Annotated in this window: 19 protein-coding genes; 15 read left to right on the forward strand and 4 right to left on the reverse strand. The window is 74.1% G+C overall.

Translation table 11 applies throughout. From position 1 onward, the window contains the following. The first annotated feature begins 55 nt into the window (after positions 1-55). Positions 56-1,357 carry an HAD family hydrolase gene (locus IF55_RS00550; RefSeq protein WP_030879286.1) on the forward strand — a complete coding sequence of 434 codons (1,302 nt, stop codon included), beginning with the start codon at positions 56-58 and terminating at the stop codon, positions 1,355-1,357. A gap of 37 nt (positions 1,358-1,394) precedes the next feature. Here the strand turns inward: IF55_RS00550 and IF55_RS00555 are convergent, their stop codons facing one another. Next, positions 1,395-2,597, reverse strand: coding sequence for an amino acid deaminase/aldolase (locus IF55_RS00555; protein WP_030879288.1), 1,203 nt, complete (start codon positions 2,595-2,597; stop codon positions 1,395-1,397). A 350-nt stretch (positions 2,598-2,947) separates the two neighbouring features. Here IF55_RS00555 and IF55_RS00560 point away from each other — a divergent pair, with 350 nt between their 5' ends. The 4 genes from IF55_RS00560 to IF55_RS00575 all read left to right on the forward strand — a co-directional run bounded on the left by IF55_RS00560 (position 2,948) and on the right by IF55_RS00575 (position 6,928). Continuing rightward, positions 2,948-3,790 (forward strand): hypothetical protein, encoded by an 843-nt coding sequence (locus tag IF55_RS00560; protein WP_048831356.1) that lies wholly within the window; start codon positions 2,948-2,950, stop codon positions 3,788-3,790. Between the two features lie 269 nt (positions 3,791-4,059). After that, complete coding sequence (mycP, locus tag IF55_RS00565) at positions 4,060-5,298, forward strand: type VII secretion-associated serine protease mycosin (protein WP_245661008.1); 1,239 nt, start codon at positions 4,060-4,062, stop codon at positions 5,296-5,298. 89 nt (positions 5,299-5,387) lie between these two features. Beyond that, positions 5,388-6,122 (forward strand): SseB family protein, encoded by a 735-nt coding sequence (locus tag IF55_RS00570; RefSeq protein ID WP_030879292.1) that lies wholly within the window; start codon positions 5,388-5,390, stop codon positions 6,120-6,122. Positions 6,123-6,208: 86 nt separating this feature from the next. After that, entirely contained in the window at positions 6,209-6,928 is a 720-nt protein-coding gene (locus tag IF55_RS00575; RefSeq protein ID WP_037963808.1) for an MIP family channel protein, read from the forward strand. Between the two features lie 204 nt (positions 6,929-7,132). Here IF55_RS00575 and IF55_RS00580 read toward each other — a convergent pair whose 3' ends face one another. Next, positions 7,133-7,522: a DUF1844 domain-containing protein gene (locus IF55_RS00580; RefSeq protein ID WP_030879296.1), complete on the reverse strand. Its 390-nt coding sequence runs from the start codon at positions 7,520-7,522 to the stop codon at positions 7,133-7,135. A gap of 306 nt (positions 7,523-7,828) precedes the next feature. Here IF55_RS00580 and infC point away from each other — a divergent pair, with 306 nt between their 5' ends. From infC to IF55_RS00630, 10 genes are all read left to right on the forward strand, one after another. Next, positions 7,829-8,524, forward strand: a complete 696-nt coding sequence (gene infC / locus IF55_RS00585; protein ID WP_078643317.1) for a translation initiation factor IF-3 — start codon at positions 7,829-7,831, stop codon at positions 8,522-8,524. A 126-nt stretch (positions 8,525-8,650) separates the two neighbouring features. Continuing rightward, positions 8,651-8,845 carry a 50S ribosomal protein L35 gene (gene rpmI / locus IF55_RS00590; protein WP_030879301.1) on the forward strand — a complete coding sequence of 65 codons (195 nt, stop codon included), beginning with the start codon at positions 8,651-8,653 and terminating at the stop codon, positions 8,843-8,845. 102 nt (positions 8,846-8,947) lie between these two features. Further along, entirely contained in the window at positions 8,948-9,331 is a 384-nt protein-coding gene (rplT, locus tag IF55_RS00595) for a 50S ribosomal protein L20 (RefSeq protein WP_030879305.1), read from the forward strand. Positions 9,332-9,489: 158 nt separating this feature from the next. Beyond that, the gene (locus tag IF55_RS00600; RefSeq protein ID WP_030879307.1) at positions 9,490-10,344 is read left to right on the forward strand and encodes a TrmH family RNA methyltransferase; all 855 of its coding nucleotides are present in this window, start codon (positions 9,490-9,492) and stop codon (positions 10,342-10,344) included. A gap of 39 nt (positions 10,345-10,383) precedes the next feature. Further along, on the forward strand, positions 10,384-11,574 hold the full coding sequence (locus tag IF55_RS00605) for a sensor histidine kinase (protein ID WP_030879310.1): 1,191 nt from the start codon (positions 10,384-10,386) through the stop codon (positions 11,572-11,574). Positions 11,575-11,734: 160 nt separating this feature from the next. Next, complete coding sequence (pheS, locus tag IF55_RS00610; RefSeq protein WP_030879313.1) at positions 11,735-12,880, forward strand: phenylalanine--tRNA ligase subunit alpha; 1,146 nt, start codon at positions 11,735-11,737, stop codon at positions 12,878-12,880. After that, positions 12,880-15,408 (forward strand): phenylalanine--tRNA ligase subunit beta, encoded by a 2,529-nt coding sequence (gene pheT, locus IF55_RS00615; protein ID WP_030879316.1) that lies wholly within the window; start codon positions 12,880-12,882, stop codon positions 15,406-15,408. The genes pheS and pheT overlap by 1 nt, the downstream gene beginning before the upstream one ends. A 472-nt stretch (positions 15,409-15,880) precedes the next feature. Beyond that, on the forward strand, positions 15,881-17,095 hold the full coding sequence (locus IF55_RS00620; protein WP_048831358.1) for a PP2C family protein-serine/threonine phosphatase: 1,215 nt from the start codon (positions 15,881-15,883) through the stop codon (positions 17,093-17,095). 281 nt (positions 17,096-17,376) lie between these two features. After that, a complete protein-coding gene (locus IF55_RS00625) occupies positions 17,377-18,714 on the forward strand; it encodes an NsdA family TPR-like regulatory protein (RefSeq protein WP_030879324.1) in 1,338 nt (445 codons plus the stop codon). A gap of 47 nt (positions 18,715-18,761) precedes the next feature. Continuing rightward, positions 18,762-19,292: an NUDIX hydrolase gene (locus tag IF55_RS00630; protein ID WP_030879329.1), complete on the forward strand. Its 531-nt coding sequence runs from the start codon at positions 18,762-18,764 to the stop codon at positions 19,290-19,292. 68 nt (positions 19,293-19,360) lie between these two features. On the opposite strand, the gene IF55_RS00635 is transcribed toward IF55_RS00630, so the two are convergent. Further along, the gene (locus tag IF55_RS00635; RefSeq protein ID WP_030879333.1) at positions 19,361-19,618 is read right to left on the reverse strand and encodes a hypothetical protein; all 258 of its coding nucleotides are present in this window, start codon (positions 19,616-19,618) and stop codon (positions 19,361-19,363) included. Positions 19,619-19,811: 193 nt separating this feature from the next. Then, the gene (locus IF55_RS00640; RefSeq protein WP_030879336.1) at positions 19,812-20,669 is read right to left on the reverse strand and encodes a 3-hydroxybutyryl-CoA dehydrogenase; all 858 of its coding nucleotides are present in this window, start codon (positions 20,667-20,669) and stop codon (positions 19,812-19,814) included. Positions 20,670-20,688: the final 19 nt, after the last annotated feature.

The raw sequence follows: 20,688 nt of genomic DNA on the forward strand, positions 1-20,688 counted from the left end.
GCCGAACGGCTGGTTTTCGGTGTCAGTCCTGGCCCCCCCACGTCTTGGAGGACGCATGCGCGTCAAGCACGCTCTCGTCGCCTCGCTCGCCGCCGCCTCGGCCCTCGCCGCCGCGGTCCCCGCCACCGCCGCCCCCTCCGCCGCCGCCCCCGCCGGGAACGCGACCGCGGCCCGTTCGGCGCACACGCACTGCCCGCAGCTCGACAAGAACCTCACGTGGTTCGGCGACAACCGGCACAAGCTCCAGCGGATGATCGACGAGCGCGGCCGCTGCTCCGGTCACGGCGGGCCCCGCCCCGTCGCCGCCTTCGACTGGGACAACACCGTCGTCAAGAACGACGTCACCGACGCGACGCTCGCCTGGGCGCTCAAGCACGACAAGATCCTGCGGCCCGCGAACTGGCGGGACACCAGCAAGTGGCTGACGCCGGCCGCCGCGCGCGCCCTCACCAGAGCCTGCGGCACCTCCGTGCCGGTCGGCAAGCCCCTGCACACCTCCCGCAACACCGCCTGCACGGACGAGATCATGGAGATCCGCGCCGAGTCCCGCACGATGAGCGGCAAGGCGGCGTTCGCCGGCGAGTGGAACCACCGCCGCACGGTGCCCTCGTACGCCTGGATCCCGCAGTTGTTCGCCGGGCAGCGGCCCGCCGCGCTGACCTCCTACGCCGAGCAGGCCCGCGCCGAGGCGCTGGCGGCCCCGATCGGCTCCACGCAGACGGTCGGCACCCACAAGATCGCCGGGTACGTCCGCTACTACGACCAGCAGAAGGACCTCATCCGCACGCTCAAGGCGGCCGGCTTCGACGTCTACATCGTCTCCGCCTCCTCCGAGCCCATCGCCCAGGCGTGGTCGGGCGGCGTCGGCCTGGACCGCAAGCACACCATCGGCATCCGCAGCCTCACCCGCCACGGCAAGATGACCACGGGCATCCGCCCCTGCGGCGACGTCAAGGGCACCGGCGGTGACGCGATCCCGTTCATGGACGGCAAGCGCTGCTGGATCAACCAGGAGATCTTCAAGAAGAAGGGCGCCGAGGCGTGGCGCCTCCAGGACCCGGCGCACCGCATCGCGCTGGGCGGCGGCGACGCCAACACGGACGTGACGTTCGTGAACGACGCCACCGGCGCGCACCTGGCCATCAACCGCAACCAGGGCGAGCTGATGTGCCGGGCCTACGACGACGCCGACCACCGCTGGGTCGCCCAGCCGATGTTCATCGCCCCGATGCCGGCCAAGTCCGGTACATACCCGTGCTCGACGACGGCGTACGTGAACACGGACGGCACGGGCGGCCCGGTCCGCCGCGCCGACGGCACGGTCGTCCCGGACCAGCACGACCGGGCGCACCTCTAGAGCCCGCCGCCGCCCGGTCCTCAAGGAGGCCGGGCGGTCACAGGAACGTACGGCCCTCACCGCGGTAGGTGGGGGCCGTCTCCACGATCCGGTCCCCGTCGACCAGGTGCAGCGCCTCGAAGCGCTCGCACAGCTCCCCGGCCTTCGCGTGCCGGAACCACACCTTGTCGCCGATCAGCAGATCGTCCGCGGGCTGCCCCAGCAGCGGGGTCTGCACCTCGCCCGCGCCCTCCTGCGCGTCCAGCCGCAGCCCGGCCGGGAGGTACGGCACCGGCGACCGGTCCTTGCCCGCGGCGCCCGACGCCGGGTAGCCGCCGCCCGACACCGTCACCACGCCCACGCCCGGCCGCCGCACCACCGGCAGCGCGAACAGCGCGGCCGGACGGCCCTGGAAGGACGTGTAGTTGTCGAACAGCCGCGGCACGTACAGCCCGGACCCCGCCGCGACCTCCGTGACCGCGTCCTCCGCCGCGGTGTACTGCACGCTGCCCGTGCCGCCGCCGTTGACGAACTCCAGGTCCGGGGCGACCGCCCGTACCGCCCGTACGGTCTCGGCCCGCCGCGCGGCCAACTCCCTGCGCGCCGCCGCCTGCACCAGCCGGATGGTGCGCGACCGCAGCGGCCGCCCCGCCAGCCGGTCGCCGACGCCCGCCACATGCGCCTCGTACGCCATCAGGCCCACCAGCCGGAAGCCGGGCCGGCGGCCGATCGCGCGGGCCAGGTCGGCCAGTTGGGCGGGGGCGCTCAGCGGCGAGCGGCGCGCGCCGATCCGTACCCGGCCGCCCAGCAGCCGCAGCGCCGTGTCCAGCTCCAGGCAGACCCGGATCTCCTCGCCGCCGCCGGACCGCGCCGCGTCGATCAGATCGAGCTGGCGGACGTCGTCGACCATCACCGTCACCGCGCCCGCGAGCTTCGGATCGCCCGCCAGCAGCGCGAACGCCTCCCGGTCGGCCGACGGATACGCCAGCAGGACGTCCTCGAACCCGGACCGCGCCAGCCACAGCGACTCCGCGAGCGTATAGCTCATGATCCCGGCGAACCCGTCCCGCGCCAGCACCCGTTCCAGCAGCGCCCGGCACCGCACCGACTTGCTCGCCACCCGGATCGGCTTGCCGCGCGCCCGCCGCGCCAAGTCCTCGGCGTTGGCATCGAACGCCGCCAGGTCGACGAGGGCGAGAGGGGCGTCGAGGTGGGCGGTGGCCCGGTCGTAACGGGCCCGGTCAGCGGCTATGGCGCACATGGCCGCAGCTTGCCAGAGGGGCTCCGCCGCTGGGTAGGGGTACGGCCCGTGCGCGCGGCGGCCGACGCCCCGTAGAGTGGCGTCCACACGGCGACCGGCAGGTCAGCGGGGTGCTCCCCGCCTGCGGACCGGTCCGCCCACCGAGGCCGTCGGGCGGTACGGCGGGCCGCTCGCGAGGGGGAGCGCAGTTGAGCACCGAGGCGCGAGGCGTGCTGGGCTCTTCGTCCCGGTCGCCCGCGCCGCCACCGCCGCCGGCGCTGCCCCCGTCACCCGCGCCGCCCGCGCACCCGCCCGCCGCCCCCGCCCCGGCGGCGCGGCCCGTCAGCACGCACCCGGAACTCGCGGAGCACATGCCCACACCTCCCTGGTACCGCTCGGCGACCCCGGACCCCGCCTTCACCGGCCCCGCCCCCGGCGCACCGCCGCCGCGCGGGCGCGGCCGGGGGCGCGCCGTCGCGGCCGCCCTCTGCCTCGTGCTCGGCCTCGGCCTCCTCGGCGGCGCCGCGACGGGCAGCCTGCTGGGCGGCGAGGCCGGGGCCCAGTCGGCCGCCGAGGCGACGTACGAGCAGGGGGGCGCCCGGTGGCGCACGGCGCCCGTGGACGCGATCTTCCCGCCCACCCTGCACGGTGACGCCGCGGGGCCCGGCGGCGCGGACCGTACCTGGCGGCGGATCGCGGTCGCCCCGGACGGCGGCTGCGCCGGGGCGTTCGACCCGCTGCTCGCCAAGGCGCTGGCGCCGGTCGGCTGCGAACGGCTGCTGCGCGCCACGTACGCCGACGCGACGACGACCAGCGTGACGACGGTCGGGGTGCTGGTCACCAAGGCCGACGCCGGGCAAATGGGCGCTCTGCAACGGCGGTTCGAGGAGGAGGGGCTGGCGGACCGCGCCGATCTGCTGCCCCGGCCGTACGCGGCGAAGGGCACGGCGGCGGCCGGGTTCGGCGACGCGCAGCGCGCCAGTTGGCAGCTCAAGATCCGTACGGACACCCCCACGGTGTTCTACGCGGTGACGGGCTTCGCCGACGGCCGCGAGGTCGCCGACCCGCAGCCCGCCCTCCGGGCCATCACGCCCGGCGGCACGTCGGTCGCGGCCCAGGCCGGGCTCGGGCACGACGCGAAGGGCGTCTGCGACCAGGTCGAACACGCCTTTGTTCAAGGCGTGAAGAAAGCGACCGAGGAGGCGTCCCGATGACCGCACCCGCCGACTCGGCTGCCCCGCGCCGCCGACCGGGCTCCGCCCGCACCACGTCTCCGGCGCTCCGCGCGGCCCCTGACGCCCGTACGAGCCCCGGTGCGGGTTCGGCCCCTGTCGACCGTACGAGCCCCCCTGGCCGTACGGGCTTCGACGGCCGCACGAGCCCCGCCCGCGGGACGGGCCCTGCCCGCCCTACGCGGCCTGCCCGCCCTACGCGGCCCGCCGGCCGTACGCGGCGTACTCGCCGTACCGGGTCGGTTCGCCGCGTGGGGCTCGCCGTGGCCGCCGCCGCGCTGGCCGTTCTGCCCGCGTTGACCGCGGCCCCCGCGCGCGCCGATGCCATACGCGACCAGGAGTGGGGGCTCGACGCCATCCACGCGACCGACGCGTGGCGCACCACCAAGGGGAAGGGGATCACCGTCGCCATCCTCGACACCGGGGTCGACGGCAGCCACCCCGACCTCGCCGGCCAGGTGCTCCCCGGCAAGGACCTCATCGGCTTCGGCGCGCACAGCGGCGACCGGTCCTGGGCCCGGCACGGCACCGCCATGGCCGGCATCGTCGCGGGCCGCGGCCACGGGCCCGGCGGCGACGAGGGCATCCTCGGCGTGGCCCCCGAAGTCAAGATCCTCCCCGTCCGGGTGATCCTGGAGGACGGCGACCCGGCCCGCAAACAGGCCCGCGCCACGCGCGGCGGCGCGCTCGCCGACGGCATCCGCTGGGCCGCCGACCACGGCGCGGACGTCATCAACCTCTCCCTCGGCGACGACAGCGACTCCGCGCACCCGGAACCCCGCGAGGACGCCGCCGTCCAGTACGCGCTCGGCAAGGGCGCCGTCGTCGTCGCCTCGGCCGGCAACGGCGGCGAGAGCGGCGACCACGTCTCGTACCCGGCCGCCTACCCCGGCGTGATCGCCGTGACCGCCGTCGACCGGTACGGCACCCGCGCCTCCTTCTCCACCCGCCGCTGGTACTCCACCGTCAGCGCGCCCGGCGTCGACGTCGTCATCGCCGACCCGGACCGCCACTACTACGAGGGGTGGGGCACGAGCGCGGCGTCCGCCTTCGTCTCCGGCGCGGTCGCCCTCGTCCGCGCCGCGCACCCGGACCTCAGCCCGCTCCAGATCCGCCGGCTGCTCACCGAGACCGCCCTGGACGCCCCCGAGGGCGGCCGCAGCGACGCGCTCGGCGCGGGGCTCGTCGACCCCGCCGCCGCCATCGCGGCCGGCGACCGGGTGGCCCCGGAGTCCCGCGCCCCGCTCGCCTCCGGTCAGGCCCAGCGCTACTTCGGCGCCGGCCCCCACACCGCCCGCCCCGACCACGACGGCCGGGCCCCCGGCCTGCTCGCCATCGGCGCCGCCACCGCCGGCGCCTTCCTGCTCGTCGCCGCCGTCTTCCTCTGGCGCGCCCCCAACGCCCTCCGCCGCGACCGGGGAACCGCCGACAGATACGGCGGATATGGCGGACACGGCGGCGGATACGGCGGCGGATACGGCCGGTACTGACGCCCGGGCCGGCCACCCGCAGCACCCGCGCCGCCCCGCACCACCGGCCCGCGGCCGAGCCCCCGCGAGGCCCCGGATACCCTCGTCGCGTGGCGCTCAAGAACATTCCCGACCCTGGTTACTCCGACGACGACGGCTCCGCCGACGCCGCGCTCGCCGAGGCGCTCGACGCCTGGTCGCGGGACGCGTCCGCCGAGCCGCGGGTGCTGGCCGCGCTCGCGGGGGCGCGGCTGCTCGTGCCGGTCGTGGCGGTGCTGGGGGAGACGGAGACCGGGGCGGACGGGCTGCGGCGCGAGAAGACCAGCGACATGGCCGTGCCGACGCTGGAGGCGCCCGGCGGGCGGCGGGCGCTGCCCGCCTTCACCTCCACCGAGACCCTGGCCCGCTGGCGCGCCGACGCGCGGCCGGTGGCCGTGCCGCTGCACCAGGCGCTGCGGGCCGCCGCCCACGAGAAGGCCGACACGATCGTGCTCGACCTGGCCGGCCCGGTCACGTACCCGCTGGCGGGCCCCGCCCTGCTGGCCCTCGCCGAGGGCCGCACCAGCACCGACCCGCTCGCCGACCCGGCGGTGGCCGGCGCGCTGCGCGCCGTGCTGGCGGCCGAGCCCGGCGTGCTGAGCGCCGAGCTGTCGGCGGCCGGGGACGGCGACGGGACGCTGGCGCTGGCCGTCGCCCCGGACGCCCCGGCGCGCGAGGTGGCCGGGCGCATCGCCGAGGCGCTGGCGGCGGACGAGGTGCTGCGCGCCCGGCTCGTACGGGGACTGGACCTGGCGCTGCTCCCGCCGGGGGCCGCGCACTCCGGCGAGGTGCTGTTCAGCCGCTGATCCAGGCGCTCGGCCCCGAGAGGCGGAACCGGCCGGGCCGTCCGACAATGCAGGGACAGTTCAAGATCCACCGCCTGGAGGACGTCATGGAGACGAGAACTGTCGCATCGGAGTTCATCGGCACGCTGCTGCTGGTGTTCTTCGGAGTCGGAGCCGCGGTCCTGGGCGCCGACTACATCGGAGTCCTGGGCATCGCGCTCTCCTTCGGCTTCGTCCTTTTGGCCGTGGCGTACGCGCTCGGTCCGGTCTCGGGCGCCCACGTCAACCCGGCCGTCACCCTCGGCATGCTGCTGGCCCGGCGCATCACGCCCCGCGCGGCCATCGAGTACTGGATCGCGCAGCTCGTCGGCGGCATCGTGGGCGCGGGCCTGCTGTACTGGCTCGCCCAGACGGTGCCGGGGCTCAAGACCGACGGGACGTTCGGCAGCAACGGCTGGGGCAGCCGCTCCGCCGTGCACATCAGCCTCGGCGGGGCGTTCCTCGCCGAGGTGATCCTGACGTTCCTGCTGGTCTTCGTGGTGCTCGCGGTGACGCACCGGGTCGCGGTCGTCGGCTTCGACGGCCTGCCGATCGGCATCGCCCTCGCCGTGATCCACCTGGTCGGCATCCCGCTGACCGGCACCTCCGTCAACCCGGCCCGCAGCCTGGGCCCGGCCCTCTTCGCGGGCGGCGACGCGCTCTCCCAGCTCTGGCTGTTCATCGTCGCGCCGCTGGTGGGCGCCGCCATCGCCGCGGCGGCCCACCACGTCACCCACCCGCCGCAGGAACCCAAGCTGGTCGCCGACGAGCGCCACGCGGCCGGCTGACCCCGCCGCCCGGCCCGCGCCCGTACGCGACGCCCCGGCCCGCGCGTGGCGCCCGTACGGAGCACCCCGGCCCGTATCGCCCGTACCGCTCGTACGCGCGACGCACCCGGCCCGCGACGCCCATACAGCGCGACGGCCCGCGGCGGCCCGTACGGAAGGTGCGTACGGGCCGCCGTGGGCCGGAGGGTGAGGGCGCCGCGGCGCTCAGCCGAAGACCGGGCCGGTGTACTTCTCGCCCGGCCCCTGACCGGGCTCGTCCGGCACCACCGACGCCTCGCGGAAGGCGAGCTGGAGCGACTTGAGGCCGTCGCGCAGCGGGCCGGCGTGGAAGGAGCTGATCTCGGTGGCGCTCGCGGTGACGAGCCCGGCGAGCGCCTGGATCAGCTTGCGGGCCTCGTCCAGGTCCTTGTGCTTGTCGCCCTCCTCGGCCAGGCCCAGGTTCACGGCGGCGGAGCTCATCAGGTGCACCGCGACGGTGGTGATCACCTCGACCGCGGGCACGTCCGCGATGTCGCGGGTCATGGCCCCGAAGTCCGGCGCCTCCCCGGCGGGGCCGGGCTCGGCGGGCGTGGGGGCGGGGGTGGCGTCGCTCATGGTGGTTCTTCCGCTTCTTCCTGCTGGACGGTGCGCTCCAGCGTACGGCGCGGCCTCTCGCGCCCGGATGCGGTATCGTGGGTCGTGACCGGCCGGACACTCATGTGACCGGCCCACAAGTGGAGGCTCCGATCTCCCACCTGACCGACCTCCGGGACGGCAGGTCACCGGTCCGGCAGTGCCCATCGTTCCGTACGGACGATGTGGAACCGCCCGATGCGCCCCGCGGTGAAACGCGGCGGTGTTCCGGTTTGTGAGGAGCCCGCCTGTGTCCCGTCCGGGGCGTTTTGCGCGTCACGAGTAACGATGGGCTGGTCATACCGAAACAGACGTTACGCGGCTGTCCGCCAGGCGGTCGCGTGGTGCAACCGAGGAGGCCCCATCAGCGCCGAGCCCCGCATCAACGACCGGATTCGAGTCCCGGAAGTGCGACTCGTCGGTCCCAGCGGCGAGCAGGTAGGCATTGTGCCGCTTGCCAAGGCCCTGGAGCTTGCGCAGGAGTACGACCTCGACCTCGTCGAGGTGGCGGCGACCGCTCGCCCGCCGGTCTGCAAGCTCATGGACTACGGGAAGTTCAAGTACGAGTCGGCCATGAAGGCCCGTGAGGCGCGCAAGAACCAGGCGCACACGGTCATCAAGGAGATGAAGCTCCGGCCGAAGATCGACCCGCACGACTATGACACCAAGAAGGGTCACGTCGTCCGGTTCCTCAAGCAGGGCGACAAGGTCAAGATCACCATCATGTTCCGTGGTCGCGAGCAGTCCCGGCCGGAGCTCGGCTTCCGCCTGCTGCAGCGGCTCGCGGAGGACGTCCAGGACCTCGGTTTCGTGGAGTCGAACCCGAAGCAGGACGGCCGGAACATGATCATGGTTCTCGGCCCGCACAAGAAGAAGACCGAGGCGATGGCCGAGGCCCGCGAGCTGGCCGACGCCCGCAAGGCGGAGCGTCGCGGCAACGCGCAGCAGGACCAGGCGTCCGCCGAGGAGCCCGCCGAGGCGTGAGGCGGGGGCCGAGCGCCCCGGCCGTGCCGGGGCAGCGGCCCCGCACACCGACCGAAACACCTGACGCTCCCGCACGCCGGCCCGCCGCCGGCCCAGGGAGCGCCACCGACGAGGAGAGTACGGCGCATGCCGAAGAACAAGACGCACAGCGGTGCCAGCAAGCGCTTCAAGGTCACCGGCTCCGGCAAGGTGATGCGGGAGCGCGCCGGCAAGCGCCACCTGCTTGAGCACAAGTCGTCCAAGCTGACGCGTCGCCTCACCGGCAACGCCGAGATGGCCCCGGGCGACGCCAAGAAGATCAAGAAGCTTCTCGGCAAGTGACCCGCGCGCCCCGCGAGGGGGCGCGCAGGGTCGAACACCGGGACCTATTCGTTTTCGGGCCGCGTGAGAGACGACCGCGGCCCCGCTACAAGGAGTTAACAAGTGGCACGCGTCAAGCGGGCAGTCAACGCCCACAAGAAGCGCCGGGCGATCCTGGAGCAGGCCAGCGGCTACCGGGGCCAGCGCTCGCGCCTGTACCGCAAGGCCAAGGAGCAGGTCACCCACTCCCTGGTCTACAACTACAACGACCGCAAGAAGCGCAAGGGCGACTTCCGCCAGCTCTGGATCCAGCGCATCAACGCCGCGGCCCGCCAGAACGGCATGACGTACAACCGCCTCATCCAGGGTCTGAAGGCCGCCAACATCGAGGTGGACCGCAAGATGCTGGCCGAGCTCGCGGTCAACGACGCCAACGCGTTCGCCGCCCTCGTCGAGGTCGCCCAGAAGGCGCTGCCCAGCGACGTCAACGCCCCGAAGGCCGCCTGAACAGCGCCCTCAGGCACGTCGCAGCACGTTGCAGTTGAGCAGAGCAGCACGCTGAACTGAGCGGACCCGCAGGCCCCGGCCTGCGGGTCCGCTGCTGTCTGCCCCCGCCGAGCCCCCGATCACCACTCGCCGCCGCACGAAGAAGTGAGCCGCCGCCCATGGGCACCCCCGAGCTGATCTCCCCGCGCTCCCCGCGCGTCGCCGCCGCCCGCCGGCTGGCCCGCCGCAACTTCCGGGGCAAGGAACGCCGGTTCATCGCCGAGGGCCCGCAGGCCGTGCGCGAGGCGGTGGCGCACCGCGGCGGCGGCGAGCCCACCCTGACCGAGCTGTTCGCGACCCCCGAGGCCGCCGAGCGCTACGCCGAGATCGTCGCGGCCGCGCACGCCGCCGGGGCCCGGGTGCACACCGCGGACGCCGAGACCCTCGCCGACATCTCCCAGACGGTCACCCCGCAGGGCATCGTCGGCGTCTGCCGCTTCCTCGACTCGCCCTTCGAGGACATCCTCGCGGCCCGCCCCAAACTGGTGGCCGTCCTCGCGAACGTACGCGACCCCGGCAACGCCGGGACGGTGCTGCGCTGCGCGGACGCCGCGGGCGCCGACGCCGTCGTGCTCACCGACGCCTCCGTGGACCTCTACAACCCCAAGTCCGTACGGGCCTCCGTCGGCTCCCTCTTCCACCTCCCGGTCGCCGTCGGCGTCCCCGTGGAACGGGCCGTGCGGGGCCTCGCGGAGGCCGGGGTGCGGGTGCTGGCCGCCGACGGCGCGGGCGAGCGGGACCTCGACGGGGAACTGGACGGCGGCGCGATGGGCGGCCCCACCGCCTGGATCTTCGGCAACGAGGCGTGGGGGCTGCCGGAGGAGACCCGCGCACTCGCGGACGAGGTGGTGCGCGTCCCCATCCACGGCCGGGCGGAAAGCCTCAACCTCGCTACGGCGGCCGCCGTCTGCCTCTACGCGTCGGCTCGTGCGCAGCGTGCTTCCGGAGGGTGCCGCTCCGTCACATCCACCTAGTAGGGTTGCCCCTCTGGGGGCCCGAGAGGGGGTGCGGCGATGGATGTCAGGACCTCCGGCGGCGGCGCGGCCGGCGCCGCCTGCCCGCCCGTCGCCCGCGGCGCCCGCCAGGACCCCGGCGACGGCCTCCCCGACGGCCTCACAGCGCTGGGCCTCGACCCCGACGACCTGCCGGACGGGCTGGTCGTCGCGGACGAGACCGGCAAGGTCACCTGCTTCAACGCGGCCGCCGCGCGGATCACCGCGGTGCCGCCCGCCGAGGCCATCGGCCGGCCGCTGGAGTGCGCGCTGCCGCTCGAAGACCTCGAAGGCCGCCGCTGGTGGGCGCTGACCGATCCGTACGGCGGCCTCGCCATCCGCGCGGGGCAGCCCGAGCGGAATCTGCTGCTGCCCGGCGGCCGCGAGGTCCTGGTCTCCGCCCGGTACGTACGCGACCGGCCCGCGGGCCCCGTGCGCCGGCTGGTCGTGCAACTGCGCGGCACGGAGGCGCGCCGCCGCACCGAGCGCAGCCACGCCGAGCTGATCGCCACCGTCGCCCATGAGCTGCGCTCCCCGCTGACATCGGTCAAGGGGTTCACGGCGACGCTGCTCGCCAAGTGGGAGCGGTTCACGGACGACCAGAAGCGGCTGATGCTGGAGACCGTCGACGCCGACGCCAACCGCGTGACCCGGCTCATCGCCGAGCTCCTGGACATCTCCCGGATCGACTCCGGCCGGCTGGAGGTGCGCAAGCAGCCCGTCGACATCGCCGCCGCCGTGCGCCGGCACGTACAGGCGCACACCACGGCGGGCCAGCGCACCGACCGGTTCCTGATCCGGGTCCGGGAGCCGCTGCCCGCGCTCTGGGCGGACCCCGACAAGATCGACCAGGTGCTCGGCAACCTGCTGGAAAATGCCGTGCGGCACGGTGAGGGAACGGTCACGATAGAGGTGTCACCAGTGCCGGCGCGGGTTTGTGCGGACAGTGCGGATCATTCCGTCGGACCCGCCGTGGAGAGGACAGCGGTCACCGTGAGCGATGAGGGCCCCGGCATCCCCGACGAGTCGGTGGGCCGCGTCTTCACCCGCTTCTGGCGCGGCAGCAAGCGCGGCGGCACGGGGCTCGGGCTCTACATCGTCAAGGGCATCGTCGAGGCGCACGGCGGCTCGATCACGGTCGGCCGGGCGCGCGGCGGCGGCGCGGAGTTCCGATTTACCCTGCCCGTCGGCGCCCCGGCCTTCCTGGCCTGAGCGGCCCACGGGCTCACCCTCCAGCAGCGCCCTTTAGACTCGACCTTTGGCACCTTTGGCATCAATGTCGTCGGGCTAAGCGGCGCACCCGCTCGGCATCACAGCACTTGTCAAGAGCCGAGGCGAAGCGAAGCGCAGCCAATCGGAAGCACGGGAAGAGATGTCCGCACCCAATAAGTCGTATGACCCGGTCGAGGTCGAGGCCCTGAAACCGGAAGAGGTCGAGCGGATGCGCGACGAGGCGATCGCCGCCATCGCCGCCGCCGCCGACCTCGACGCCCTGCGCGAGGTCAAGGCCGCGCACAGCGGCGACCGCTCGCCGCTGGCCCTCGCCAACCGCGAGATCGGCGCGCTGCCGCCGCACGCCAAGGCCGAGGCCGGCAAGCGGGTCGGCCAGGCCCGTGCCGCGGTGAACAAGGCGTTCGCGGCCCGCCAGGAGGAACTGGAGGCGGAGCGCGACGCGCGCGTGCTGGTCGAGGAGGCGGTGGACGTCACGCTGCCGCACGACCGCGTCCTCGCCGGCGCCCGGCACCCGATCACGACGCTCTCCGAGCGCATCGAGGACATCTTCGTCGCGATGGGCTACGAGGTCGCCGAGGGGCCCGAGGTCGAGGCCGAGTGGTTCAACTTCGACGCGCTGAACTTCCCGCCGGACCACCCGGCGCGTGAGATGCAGGACACCTTCTTCGTACGCGAGGCCGGTACCGCGTCTGGTGCCCAGGGTGGTTCGGGCGAGGAGTCCGGCGTCGTGCTGCGCACGCACACCTCGCCGGTGCAGATCCGCTCGATGATCGACCGCGAGCCGCCCGTCTACGTCATCTGCCCGGGCCGTACGTTCCGCACGGACGAGCTGGACGCCACCCACACCCCCGTCTTCCACCAGGTCGAGCTGCTCGCCATCGACGAGGGCCTGACCATGGCCGACCTCAAGGGCACCCTGGACCACATGGTGCAGGCGCTCTTCGGCGAGGGGATGTCCACCCGGCTGCGCCCGAACTACTTCCCGTTCACCGAGCCGTCCGCCGAGATGGACATGGAGTGCTACGTCTGCCGCGGCGCGTCGGTCGGCGACCCCGACCGCCCCTGCCGTACGTGCGGCAGCGAGGGCTGGATCGAGCTGGGCGGCTGCGGCATGGTCAACCCGCGGGTGCTCGTCGCCTGCGGCGTGGACCCGCGGAAGTACAGCGGTTTCGCCTTCGGATTCGGTATCGAGCGGATGCTGATGTTCCGGCACAGCGTGGAGGACATGCGAGACATGATCGAGGGTGACGTGCGCTTCACCAGGCCGTTCGGGATGGAGATCTGATGCGAATCCCGCTTTCCTGGCTGCGCGAGTACGTCGACCTGCCGGCCGCCGAGACCGGCCGCGACGTGCAGGCGAGGCTCGTCGCCACGGGCCTTGAGGTCGAGACGGTCGAACAGCTCGGCGCCGGCCTCAAGGGCCCCCTGGTCGTCGGCAAGGTCCTGACCATCGAGGAGCTGGAGGGGTTCAAGAAGCCCATCCGCTTCTGCACGGTCGACGTCGGCACGGCCAACGGCACCGGCGAGCCACAGGAGATCGTCTGCGGCGCCCGCAACTTCGCCGTCGGCGACAAGGTCGTCGTGGTGCTGCCCGGCGCCGTGCTGCCCGGCGACTTCAAGATCGCCGCGCGTAAGACGTACGGCAAGGTCTCGCACGGCATGATCTGCTCCGGCGACGAGCTGGGCATGGGCGACGACGGCAGCGGGGGCATTATCGTGCTGCCGCCCGAGTACGAGGTCGGCACCGACGCCATCGCGCTGCTCGAACTGGTCGACGAGGTCCTGGACATCGCCGTCACCGCCAACCGCGGCGACTGCCTGTCGATGCGCGGCGTCGCCCGCGAGGCCGCGATCGCCTACGGGCTGCCGCTGCGCGACCCGGCCCTCCTCGACGTGCCGCCGCCCAACTCCTACGGCTACCTCGTCGGCGTCTCGGACCCGGCCGGCTGCGACCGCTTCACCGCGCGCACCGTCACCGGGCTCGACCCCGACGCCCGGTCCCCGATCTGGCTCCAGCGCCGCCTCCAGAAGGCCGGCATGCGCCCGATCTCGCTCGCCGTCGACGTCACCAACTACGTGATGCTCGAACTCGGCCAGCCGCTGCACGCCTACGACCGGTCCCGCCTCGACGGGCCGATCGGCGTGCGCCGCGCCCAGCAGGGCGAGAAGCTCACCACCCTCGACGGCGCCCAGCGGGTCCTGGACGCCGAGGACCTCGTCATCACTGACAACAGCGGCCCCATCGGGCTCGCCGGCGTCATGGGCGGGGCCGACACCGAGATCGCCGATGTCACCCGCGACCCGGAGACCGGCGAGAGCAGGGGCACCACCGACATCGTGGTGGAGGCCGCGCACTTCGACGCGGTCTCCATCGCCCGTACGGCCCGCCGCCACAAGCTGTCCTCCGAGGCGGCCAAGCGCTTCGAGCGCGGCGTCGACCCGAACGCCGCGTCGGCGGCCGCCCAGCGCACCGTCGACCTGCTGGTGCTGCTCGCGGGCGGCACCGCCGAGGCCGGCGTCACCGAGGTCGTCGCGCCCAGCGGCCCCCGCACCATCAGCGTCTCCGCGGACCACCCCGACCGGGTGGCGGGCGTCGAGTACGGCCGGGAGACCGTCGTGCGCCGCCTCCAGGAGGTCGGCTGCGACGTGTACGGGCAGGACGAGCTGGTCGTCACCGTGCCGAGCTGGCGGCCCGACCTCGCCGACCCGAACGACCTCGCCGAGGAGGTCATCCGGCTGGAGGGCTACGAGAACCTGCCGTCCACGCTGCCCCAGCCGCCCGCCGGGCGCGGGCTGACCGAGCGGCAGCGGCTGCGCCGCCGGATCGGCCGCGCGCTGGCCGGCGCCGGCTACGTCGAGGCGCTGAACTACCCCTTCCTGAGCGAGGACGTCTTCGACCAACTGGGGCTGGCGTCCGACGACCCGCGCCGCACCGTGGTGCGGCTGGTCAACCCGCTCTCCGAGAGCGAGCCGGCGCTGCGCACCACGCTGCTGCCGGGGCTGCTCACCGCCCTGCGCCGCAACGACGGCCGCGGCGACCACGACCTCGCGCTCTTCGAGACCGGCCTGGTCTTCCGGCCCACCGGCCACGAGGCGCCCGCGGTCCGGCTGCCCGTCGACCGCCGCCCCACCGACGAGGAGATCGCCGCCCTGAACGCGGCGCTGCCCGCGCAGCCGCGCCGGGTCGCCGTCGTGCTCGCCGGGGCGCGCGAGCAGGCCGGCTGGTGGGGCAAGGGCCGCCCCGCGACATGGGCGGACGCCGTCGAGGCGGGCCGTACGGTCGCCCGTGAGGCGGGCGTCGAGCTGATCGTCCGTCAGGACCAGCACGCGCCGTTCCACCCGGGCCGCTGCGCCGCGCTGCTCGCCCTCGTGGACGGCGCGGAGGTGCTCGTCGGCAACGCCGGTGAGCTGCACCCCCGCGTGGTCAAGGCGCTGGGCCTGCCCGAGCGCACCTGCGCGATGGAGATCGATCTGGACCGCCTGGAGCCGGCCGGCACGGGCGCGGTGCGCGCCCCGCGCGTCTCCACCTTCCCGGTGGCCACGCAGGACGTCGCGCTGGTCGTCGACGGCGAGGTCGCCGCGGCCGACGTCGAGTCGGCACTGCGCGCGGGCGCGGGCGAACTCCTCGAATCGCTGCGGCTGTTCGACGTCTTCACCGGCGAGCAGCTCGGCGAGGGCAAGAAGTCCCTGGCCTACGCGCTGCGCTTCCGCGCCGCGGACCGCACCCTGACCGCCGAGGAGGCCACCGCCGCGCGCGACGCGGCCGTCGCCTCGGCGCGGGAGCGGACGGGCGCGGTGCTGCGCGGGGCGTGATACCGCCCGGGCCGTACGGCTGATGCGGTTGGCATGTGTTGTGAGGGGCGCACCCGGTTCGCCGGGGGCGCCCCTCGCGCGTGGGCCGCGCCGCCCTCCGGAACGCGCGGTGTGCCGTGCGCGCGAGGCGGCTCGTACAGCTCACCCGATCGGGTGAGATATATACGCCAAGTGGTCACATGGGCGCGTACGGTCGCAAGAATCGTGCGGGTCGTCCTGGCCCGCATCGGGCTGAACCATCGGTCTTCCAGGCCCTGTCGTCGAACCCCCGTCATCCGTCCGAAGGAAGGACGGACCCACGGCGAACGGCGCGCGCTCTCGCAAGGCGGAGGCTCATCCCCGTACGGCACGTGCGGGGGCGAACCCGAGACCGCGGCGGAGGCGCGCGCCGGGCGCCGCGGGGCATACGGAGGCCCGGCGCGGGGACCCGAGTCCGGGGCGACCGCATCATTGGCTGCCAGGGGGGCCGACCATGATCGGGACAGGAACGGCGACCGGCGCACGGCCGGCGGCGCGGCGCCGCCGCTGGTGGTCCGCGCTGCCCGGCCTGTGGGTGCTGGGCGTCCTCGGCTGGGCGCTGCTCGACCCGTCCGGCGCGCAACCCGTCCAATTCCTCGCCGTCGCCCCCGCCCTCGCCTGCGCGGGCACCGGCCGCCGGCTCTGCCTGCTCCTCGGCGCGGCCTGCGTGCTGCTCGCCCTGGTGCCGCTGGGGCCCGTCGGCGGCGGCGAACTGATCGGCCGGCTGGGCGCCTGCTCCGCCATCCTCGCCGTCGTCACCGCCGGCGCCCTGGCCACCGCCCGCCGCCGGCGGCTGACCCTGGAGCTGGCCCGCGCCCGCGAGGTCGCCGCCACCGCGCAGGAGGCGCTGCTGCGCAGCCCGCCGCCGCGGCTCGACGGGCTGGCGCTCGCGGCCGGCCATCTCTCCGCCAGCGAAGGGGCGTTGATCGGCGGCGACCTCTACGCGGCGCTCGCCACCCCCTACGGCGTGCGCGTCGTCATGGGCGACGTGCGCGGCCATGGCCTCACCGCGCTCGGCACCGTCGCCGCGATGCTCGGCAGCTTCCGCGAGGCCGCGCACTACGAGCCCGAACTCGGCGGCGTGCTGCGCCGGTTGGAGCGCGCCCTCCAGCGGCACCTGCGGGAGCGGGCGCGGGCCGAGCACCCGGCGGCGGGCGGCGAGGCGGACCACCTGGCCGCCGAGGAGTTCGTGACCGTCCTGCTGCTGGAGGTCCGCCCGGACGGCGAGGTCGCCGCCCTCAACTGCGGGCACCCCTGGCCGTACCGGCTGCACGCCCGGCCCGGCGGCGCCGGCCGCGTCACCGTCGAGACCATGGGGGAGACCCTGCCGCCGCTCGGCATGTTCCCGCTCCCCGCCGAACTGCCCGCCGCCGGCGCCGCGCCGCTGCCGACCGGCGACGCGCTCGTCCTGCACACCGACGGCGTGGAGGACGCCCGCGACGCGACGGGCCGGTTCTTCCCCCTCGGCCCCGCCCTCGCCCGCGCCGCGCGCGGCGCGCCCATCGTCCCGGCGGACGTCATCACGGGCGTACGGGCCGCGCTGCTGCGGCACACCGGCGGCAGGCTCGCCGACGACGCCGCCCTCCTCGTGGTCCGCAACGACCGGCAGCGGGTGCCCACCGGCTCCGGAGTGGTCCACCTCGCCGGCACCGGCCGGTGCGGCGGCTGACGCGCACCGCCCGCCGCACGGCGACATATTCCATCGGAAAAACTTCACACCCGGTGCGAAGACCGCTCGTTTACGCTGTCCTCACCGAGCGGATCGACAGGGCGCGTCGGCTCCTCCCCCTCGTGTACGAACGGACCCCGCACCCGGCCGCCGCGGCTTGACGCGGCCGCCGGTCCCTGCCGCACCCCGGTGGACGGCGGAGCGCTGCCGCGCCCTCGCGGCCCCCCGGAAACCGCTCGCCCCGCCCGGCCCGGCGGCCGGGGCCCCGAGAGGAGGGCAGGATGGAGCCCAACGCACTGCTCGACGCACTACTGGACGAGGCGGGCATCTCGCACGCCGGTCTGGCCGCCCACGTCAACGCGGCGGGCCGGAACCGGGGGCTGTCGCTGCGCTACGAACACACCGCCGTGGCACGGTGGTTGAAGGGCCAGCGGCCGCGCGGCCAGGTGCCCGACCTGATCTGCGAGGTGCTCGGCGAGCGGCTGCACCGCGCGCTGACCCTCGACGACATCGGGCTCGGCACCCCCGGCAGCCCGCGCGCCCCCAGCACCCCGCTCTCCGGCTTCGTGGAGCGCGCCACCGCGCTGTGGCGCTCCGACGAACAGCAGCGGCCGCACGTCGTCAGCGCGCCGGCCGTCACCGGCACCCCGGCCGTCATTCCCGTCTGGGAGTGGGAGAACCCGCCCGAGGACTCGGACGTCTCCCGGCACGGGCTGACCCGCGTCACCATGGCCGACATCGAGATGCTGCGGGCGGCCCGCGCCCATTACGAACAGATGTACCGCAAGACCGGCGGCGTCGCGACGCGCGCCCGCGTCGTGGGCTTCCTCAACTTCGAGACGGCGCCGCTGCTGCGCGGCAGCTACACCGATGCCACCGGCCGCCAACTGCACCGGGCGACCGGCGGGTTGGTCGCCGTCGCCGGCATCTGCGCGTACGACTCCGACGCGCACGGACTCGCGCAGCGCTACTTCCACCAGGCGCTGCGGCTCGCCAAGGCCAGCGGGGACCGCGGGCTCGGCGCGTACGTGGTCGCCCTGCTCGTCAATCAGGCTCTGTTCCTGCGTGAGTACCGGCAAGGGGTGGCCTTCGCGGAGTCGGCGCTGCGGGCCGTCGGGGCGCACATCACCCCGGCGCTCGCCGCGGATCTGTACGCGATGCAGGCCAAGGCGTACGCCCGGCTCGGCGACGGAGCCGGGGCGCTCGCCTGCATCCGGCGCGCCGAGTCCGCCGCCGAGCGCATCCGCCCCGGCCAGGAGCCCGTCGAGACCGGGTACGTACAGCCCGGTCTGGTCAATGTGCAGGTCGCCGAGGCCCTCCTCAGCCTCGGCGACCTCGAACCCGCCCGGGTCCACGCGGATCAGGCGGTCGACTCCCCGGCCCACGACCGGGGCCGTGTGCACCGGCTCGCCATGCTCACGCACATCGAACTGCGTCAAGGAGACGCGGACAAGGCGGTGGCCACCGCCAGGGAGATGACCGAGCAGGCACGCGGAATGGAATCACAACGGCTGAGGGACCGGCTGAGGGCGGTGCGCGAGCACCTGATCGAGAGCGGGTGCGCGGCGACGGCCGAGGCCGCCGAAATGATCGACGGGGCGCTGCGCGTGCCCCTGTGAGGGCCATGCCGGGCAGGTGGCCACCTTGACCGGAAGGTGGCACACACGTGCGTTGGAAGAATCTCAGGGAGCGGACCGTGTACGAGAACCGGTGGTTCCGGGTCAACCTCGCAGACGTCGAACTCCCCGACGGCGCCCACCTCGACCACTATCTGATCCGGCTGCGGCCCGTCGCGGCCGCCACGGTGGTCAACGAGGCCAACGAAGTCCTGCTGCTGTGGCGGCACCGCTTCATCACCGACAACTGGGGATGGGAGCTGGCCGCCGGAGTCGTCGAGGACGGCGAGGGCATCGAGTCCGCGGCAGCGCGCGAGATGGAGGAGGAGACCGGGTGGCGACCGGGCGCGCTGCGGCACCTCATGACGGTAGAGCCGTCCAACGGCCTCACCGACGCCCGCCACCACATCTACTGGACTCCGGAGGCCGTCTACACCGGGCAGCCCGAGGACGGCTTCGAATCGGACCGGCGCGAGTGGGTGCCGCTCAAAGTGGTACCCGATCTGATCGCGCGTGGTGAGGTCCCGGCCGCCAATATGGCGGCCGCTCTTCTGCTGCTGCACCACATGCGGCTCGGCTGAAAAGCCCCCGGCACGCCGGAACGGAGCGGCGTGCACCGCGCCCCACAGCGGTGAGGCGCACCCCGCGCTCATCGGCCGAGCGCTTGCCACAAGGCGATCGCCAGGGCGGCCAGGCCGGTGAGCGCGGCCAGCGACGGCAGCGGCCAGCGGCCGTGCTCCAATGCCCGCACGTGCACGTTCACGGTGCTCAGATCCTGTTCGCTCTGGTCGCCGCGCAGGGCGAGGAGCGCCAGTTGTCCATCGATGCGGGCGATGCCCACTTCGAGGTCTCGACGGATTTCCGCGAGCTCCGCCGACACTACGGCCTGCTCGGGATCGGTGGTCACGGTCCGTACCCCTTCCGGGAGAGCATCCAAGGGATGGCCGGCGGACGTGGGTGTGCCGGCGGACCGAGTCAACCGCGTGGCCGGGCGGGGCGGGAGCGTGTGCGGGGGACAGCCGCGGGTCAGCGGCGTGCGCCCCGTGTGAACAGGGGGCGCACGCCGCCGGGAGCGGCCGGGATACGGGCCCTCGGAGAGGTCAGTACGGGTAGAAGCCCGAGCCCGTCTTACGGCCCAGCCGACCCGCGTCCACCATGCGCTGGAGCAGCGGGGGAGCGGCGTACAGCGGCTCCTTGAACTCCTCGTACATCGAGTCCGCGACCGAGGCGACGGTGTCCAGGCCGATCAGGTCGGACAGCCGCAGCGGGCCCATGGGGTGCGCGCACCCCAGCTCCATGCCGTTGTCGATGTCCTCGCGGCTCGCGATGCCGGACTCGAACATCCGGATCGCGGAGAGCAGATAGGGGATGAGGAGCGCGTTGACGACGAAGCCCGAGCGGTCCTGGGCCCGGATCGCGTGCTTGCCGAGCACGTCCCCGACCAGCGCCTCGGCCCGCTTGATGGTCTCCTCGCCGGTGGTCAGCGCGGGGATCAGCTCGACCAGCTTCTGCACCGGGGCCGGGTTGAAGAAGTGGATGCCGATGACCTGGTCCGGCCGGGAGGTGGCGACGGCCAGCTTCACCAGCGGGATCGAGGAGGTGTTGGAGGCCAGGATGGCGTCCGGGCGGGTCACCACCTGGTCGAGCACCTGGAAGATCTCCGTCTTGACCTGCTCGTTCTCGACGACCGCCTCGATGACCAGGTCCCGGTCGGCGAACTCGCCCAGATCCGTGGTGAAGCTCAGCCGCTCCAGGGTCGCGTCGTGCTCCGCCACGGTCATCTTGCCGCGCTCGGTGGCCTTGGCGAGGGAGTTGACCAGCCGGGTGCGGCCCAGCTCCAGGGCCTCGCCGGTGGTCTCCGCGACCATGACCTCCAGCCCCGCCCGGGCGCATACCTCGGCGATTCCGGCGCCCATCTGGCCGCAGCCCACCACTCCGACGCGTGCAATATCGGCCATCGTGTCCGTCACCTCGTGC

Origin of the sequence: Streptomyces varsoviensis (assembly GCF_000718635.1) — a bacterium.
Classification (GTDB): domain Bacteria; phylum Actinomycetota; class Actinomycetes; order Streptomycetales; family Streptomycetaceae; genus Streptomyces; species Streptomyces varsoviensis.

Excerpts from the sequence above, each read along its gene's own strand:
- pheT (WP_030879316.1), top strand. The coding sequence starts at position 12,880 with ATGCGAATCCCGCTTTCCTGGCTGCGCGAGTACGTCGACCTGCCGGCC.
- IF55_RS00625 (WP_030879324.1), top strand. The coding sequence starts at position 17,377 with ATGGAGCCCAACGCACTGCTCGACGCACTACTGGACGAGGCGGGCATC.
- IF55_RS00605 (WP_030879310.1), top strand. The coding sequence starts at position 10,384 with ATGGATGTCAGGACCTCCGGCGGCGGCGCGGCCGGCGCCGCCTGCCCG.
- rpmI (WP_030879301.1), top strand. The coding sequence starts at position 8,651 with ATGCCGAAGAACAAGACGCACAGCGGTGCCAGCAAGCGCTTCAAGGTC.
- IF55_RS00640 (WP_030879336.1), bottom strand. The coding sequence starts at position 20,669 with ATGGCCGATATTGCACGCGTCGGAGTGGTGGGCTGCGGCCAGATGGGC.
- pheS (WP_030879313.1), top strand. The coding sequence starts at position 11,735 with ATGTCCGCACCCAATAAGTCGTATGACCCGGTCGAGGTCGAGGCCCTG.
- IF55_RS00560 (WP_048831356.1), top strand. The coding sequence starts at position 2,948 with ATGCCCACACCTCCCTGGTACCGCTCGGCGACCCCGGACCCCGCCTTC.
- IF55_RS00555 (WP_030879288.1), bottom strand. The coding sequence starts at position 2,597 with ATGTGCGCCATAGCCGCTGACCGGGCCCGTTACGACCGGGCCACCGCC.
- IF55_RS00575 (WP_037963808.1), top strand. The coding sequence starts at position 6,209 with ATGGAGACGAGAACTGTCGCATCGGAGTTCATCGGCACGCTGCTGCTG.
- IF55_RS00550 (WP_030879286.1), top strand. The coding sequence starts at position 56 with ATGCGCGTCAAGCACGCTCTCGTCGCCTCGCTCGCCGCCGCCTCGGCC.
- IF55_RS00580 (WP_030879296.1), bottom strand. The coding sequence starts at position 7,522 with ATGAGCGACGCCACCCCCGCCCCCACGCCCGCCGAGCCCGGCCCCGCC.
- infC (WP_078643317.1), top strand. The coding sequence starts at position 7,829 with ATGGGCTGGTCATACCGAAACAGACGTTACGCGGCTGTCCGCCAGGCG.
- IF55_RS00620 (WP_048831358.1), top strand. The coding sequence starts at position 15,881 with ATGATCGGGACAGGAACGGCGACCGGCGCACGGCCGGCGGCGCGGCGC.
- IF55_RS00600 (WP_030879307.1), top strand. The coding sequence starts at position 9,490 with ATGGGCACCCCCGAGCTGATCTCCCCGCGCTCCCCGCGCGTCGCCGCC.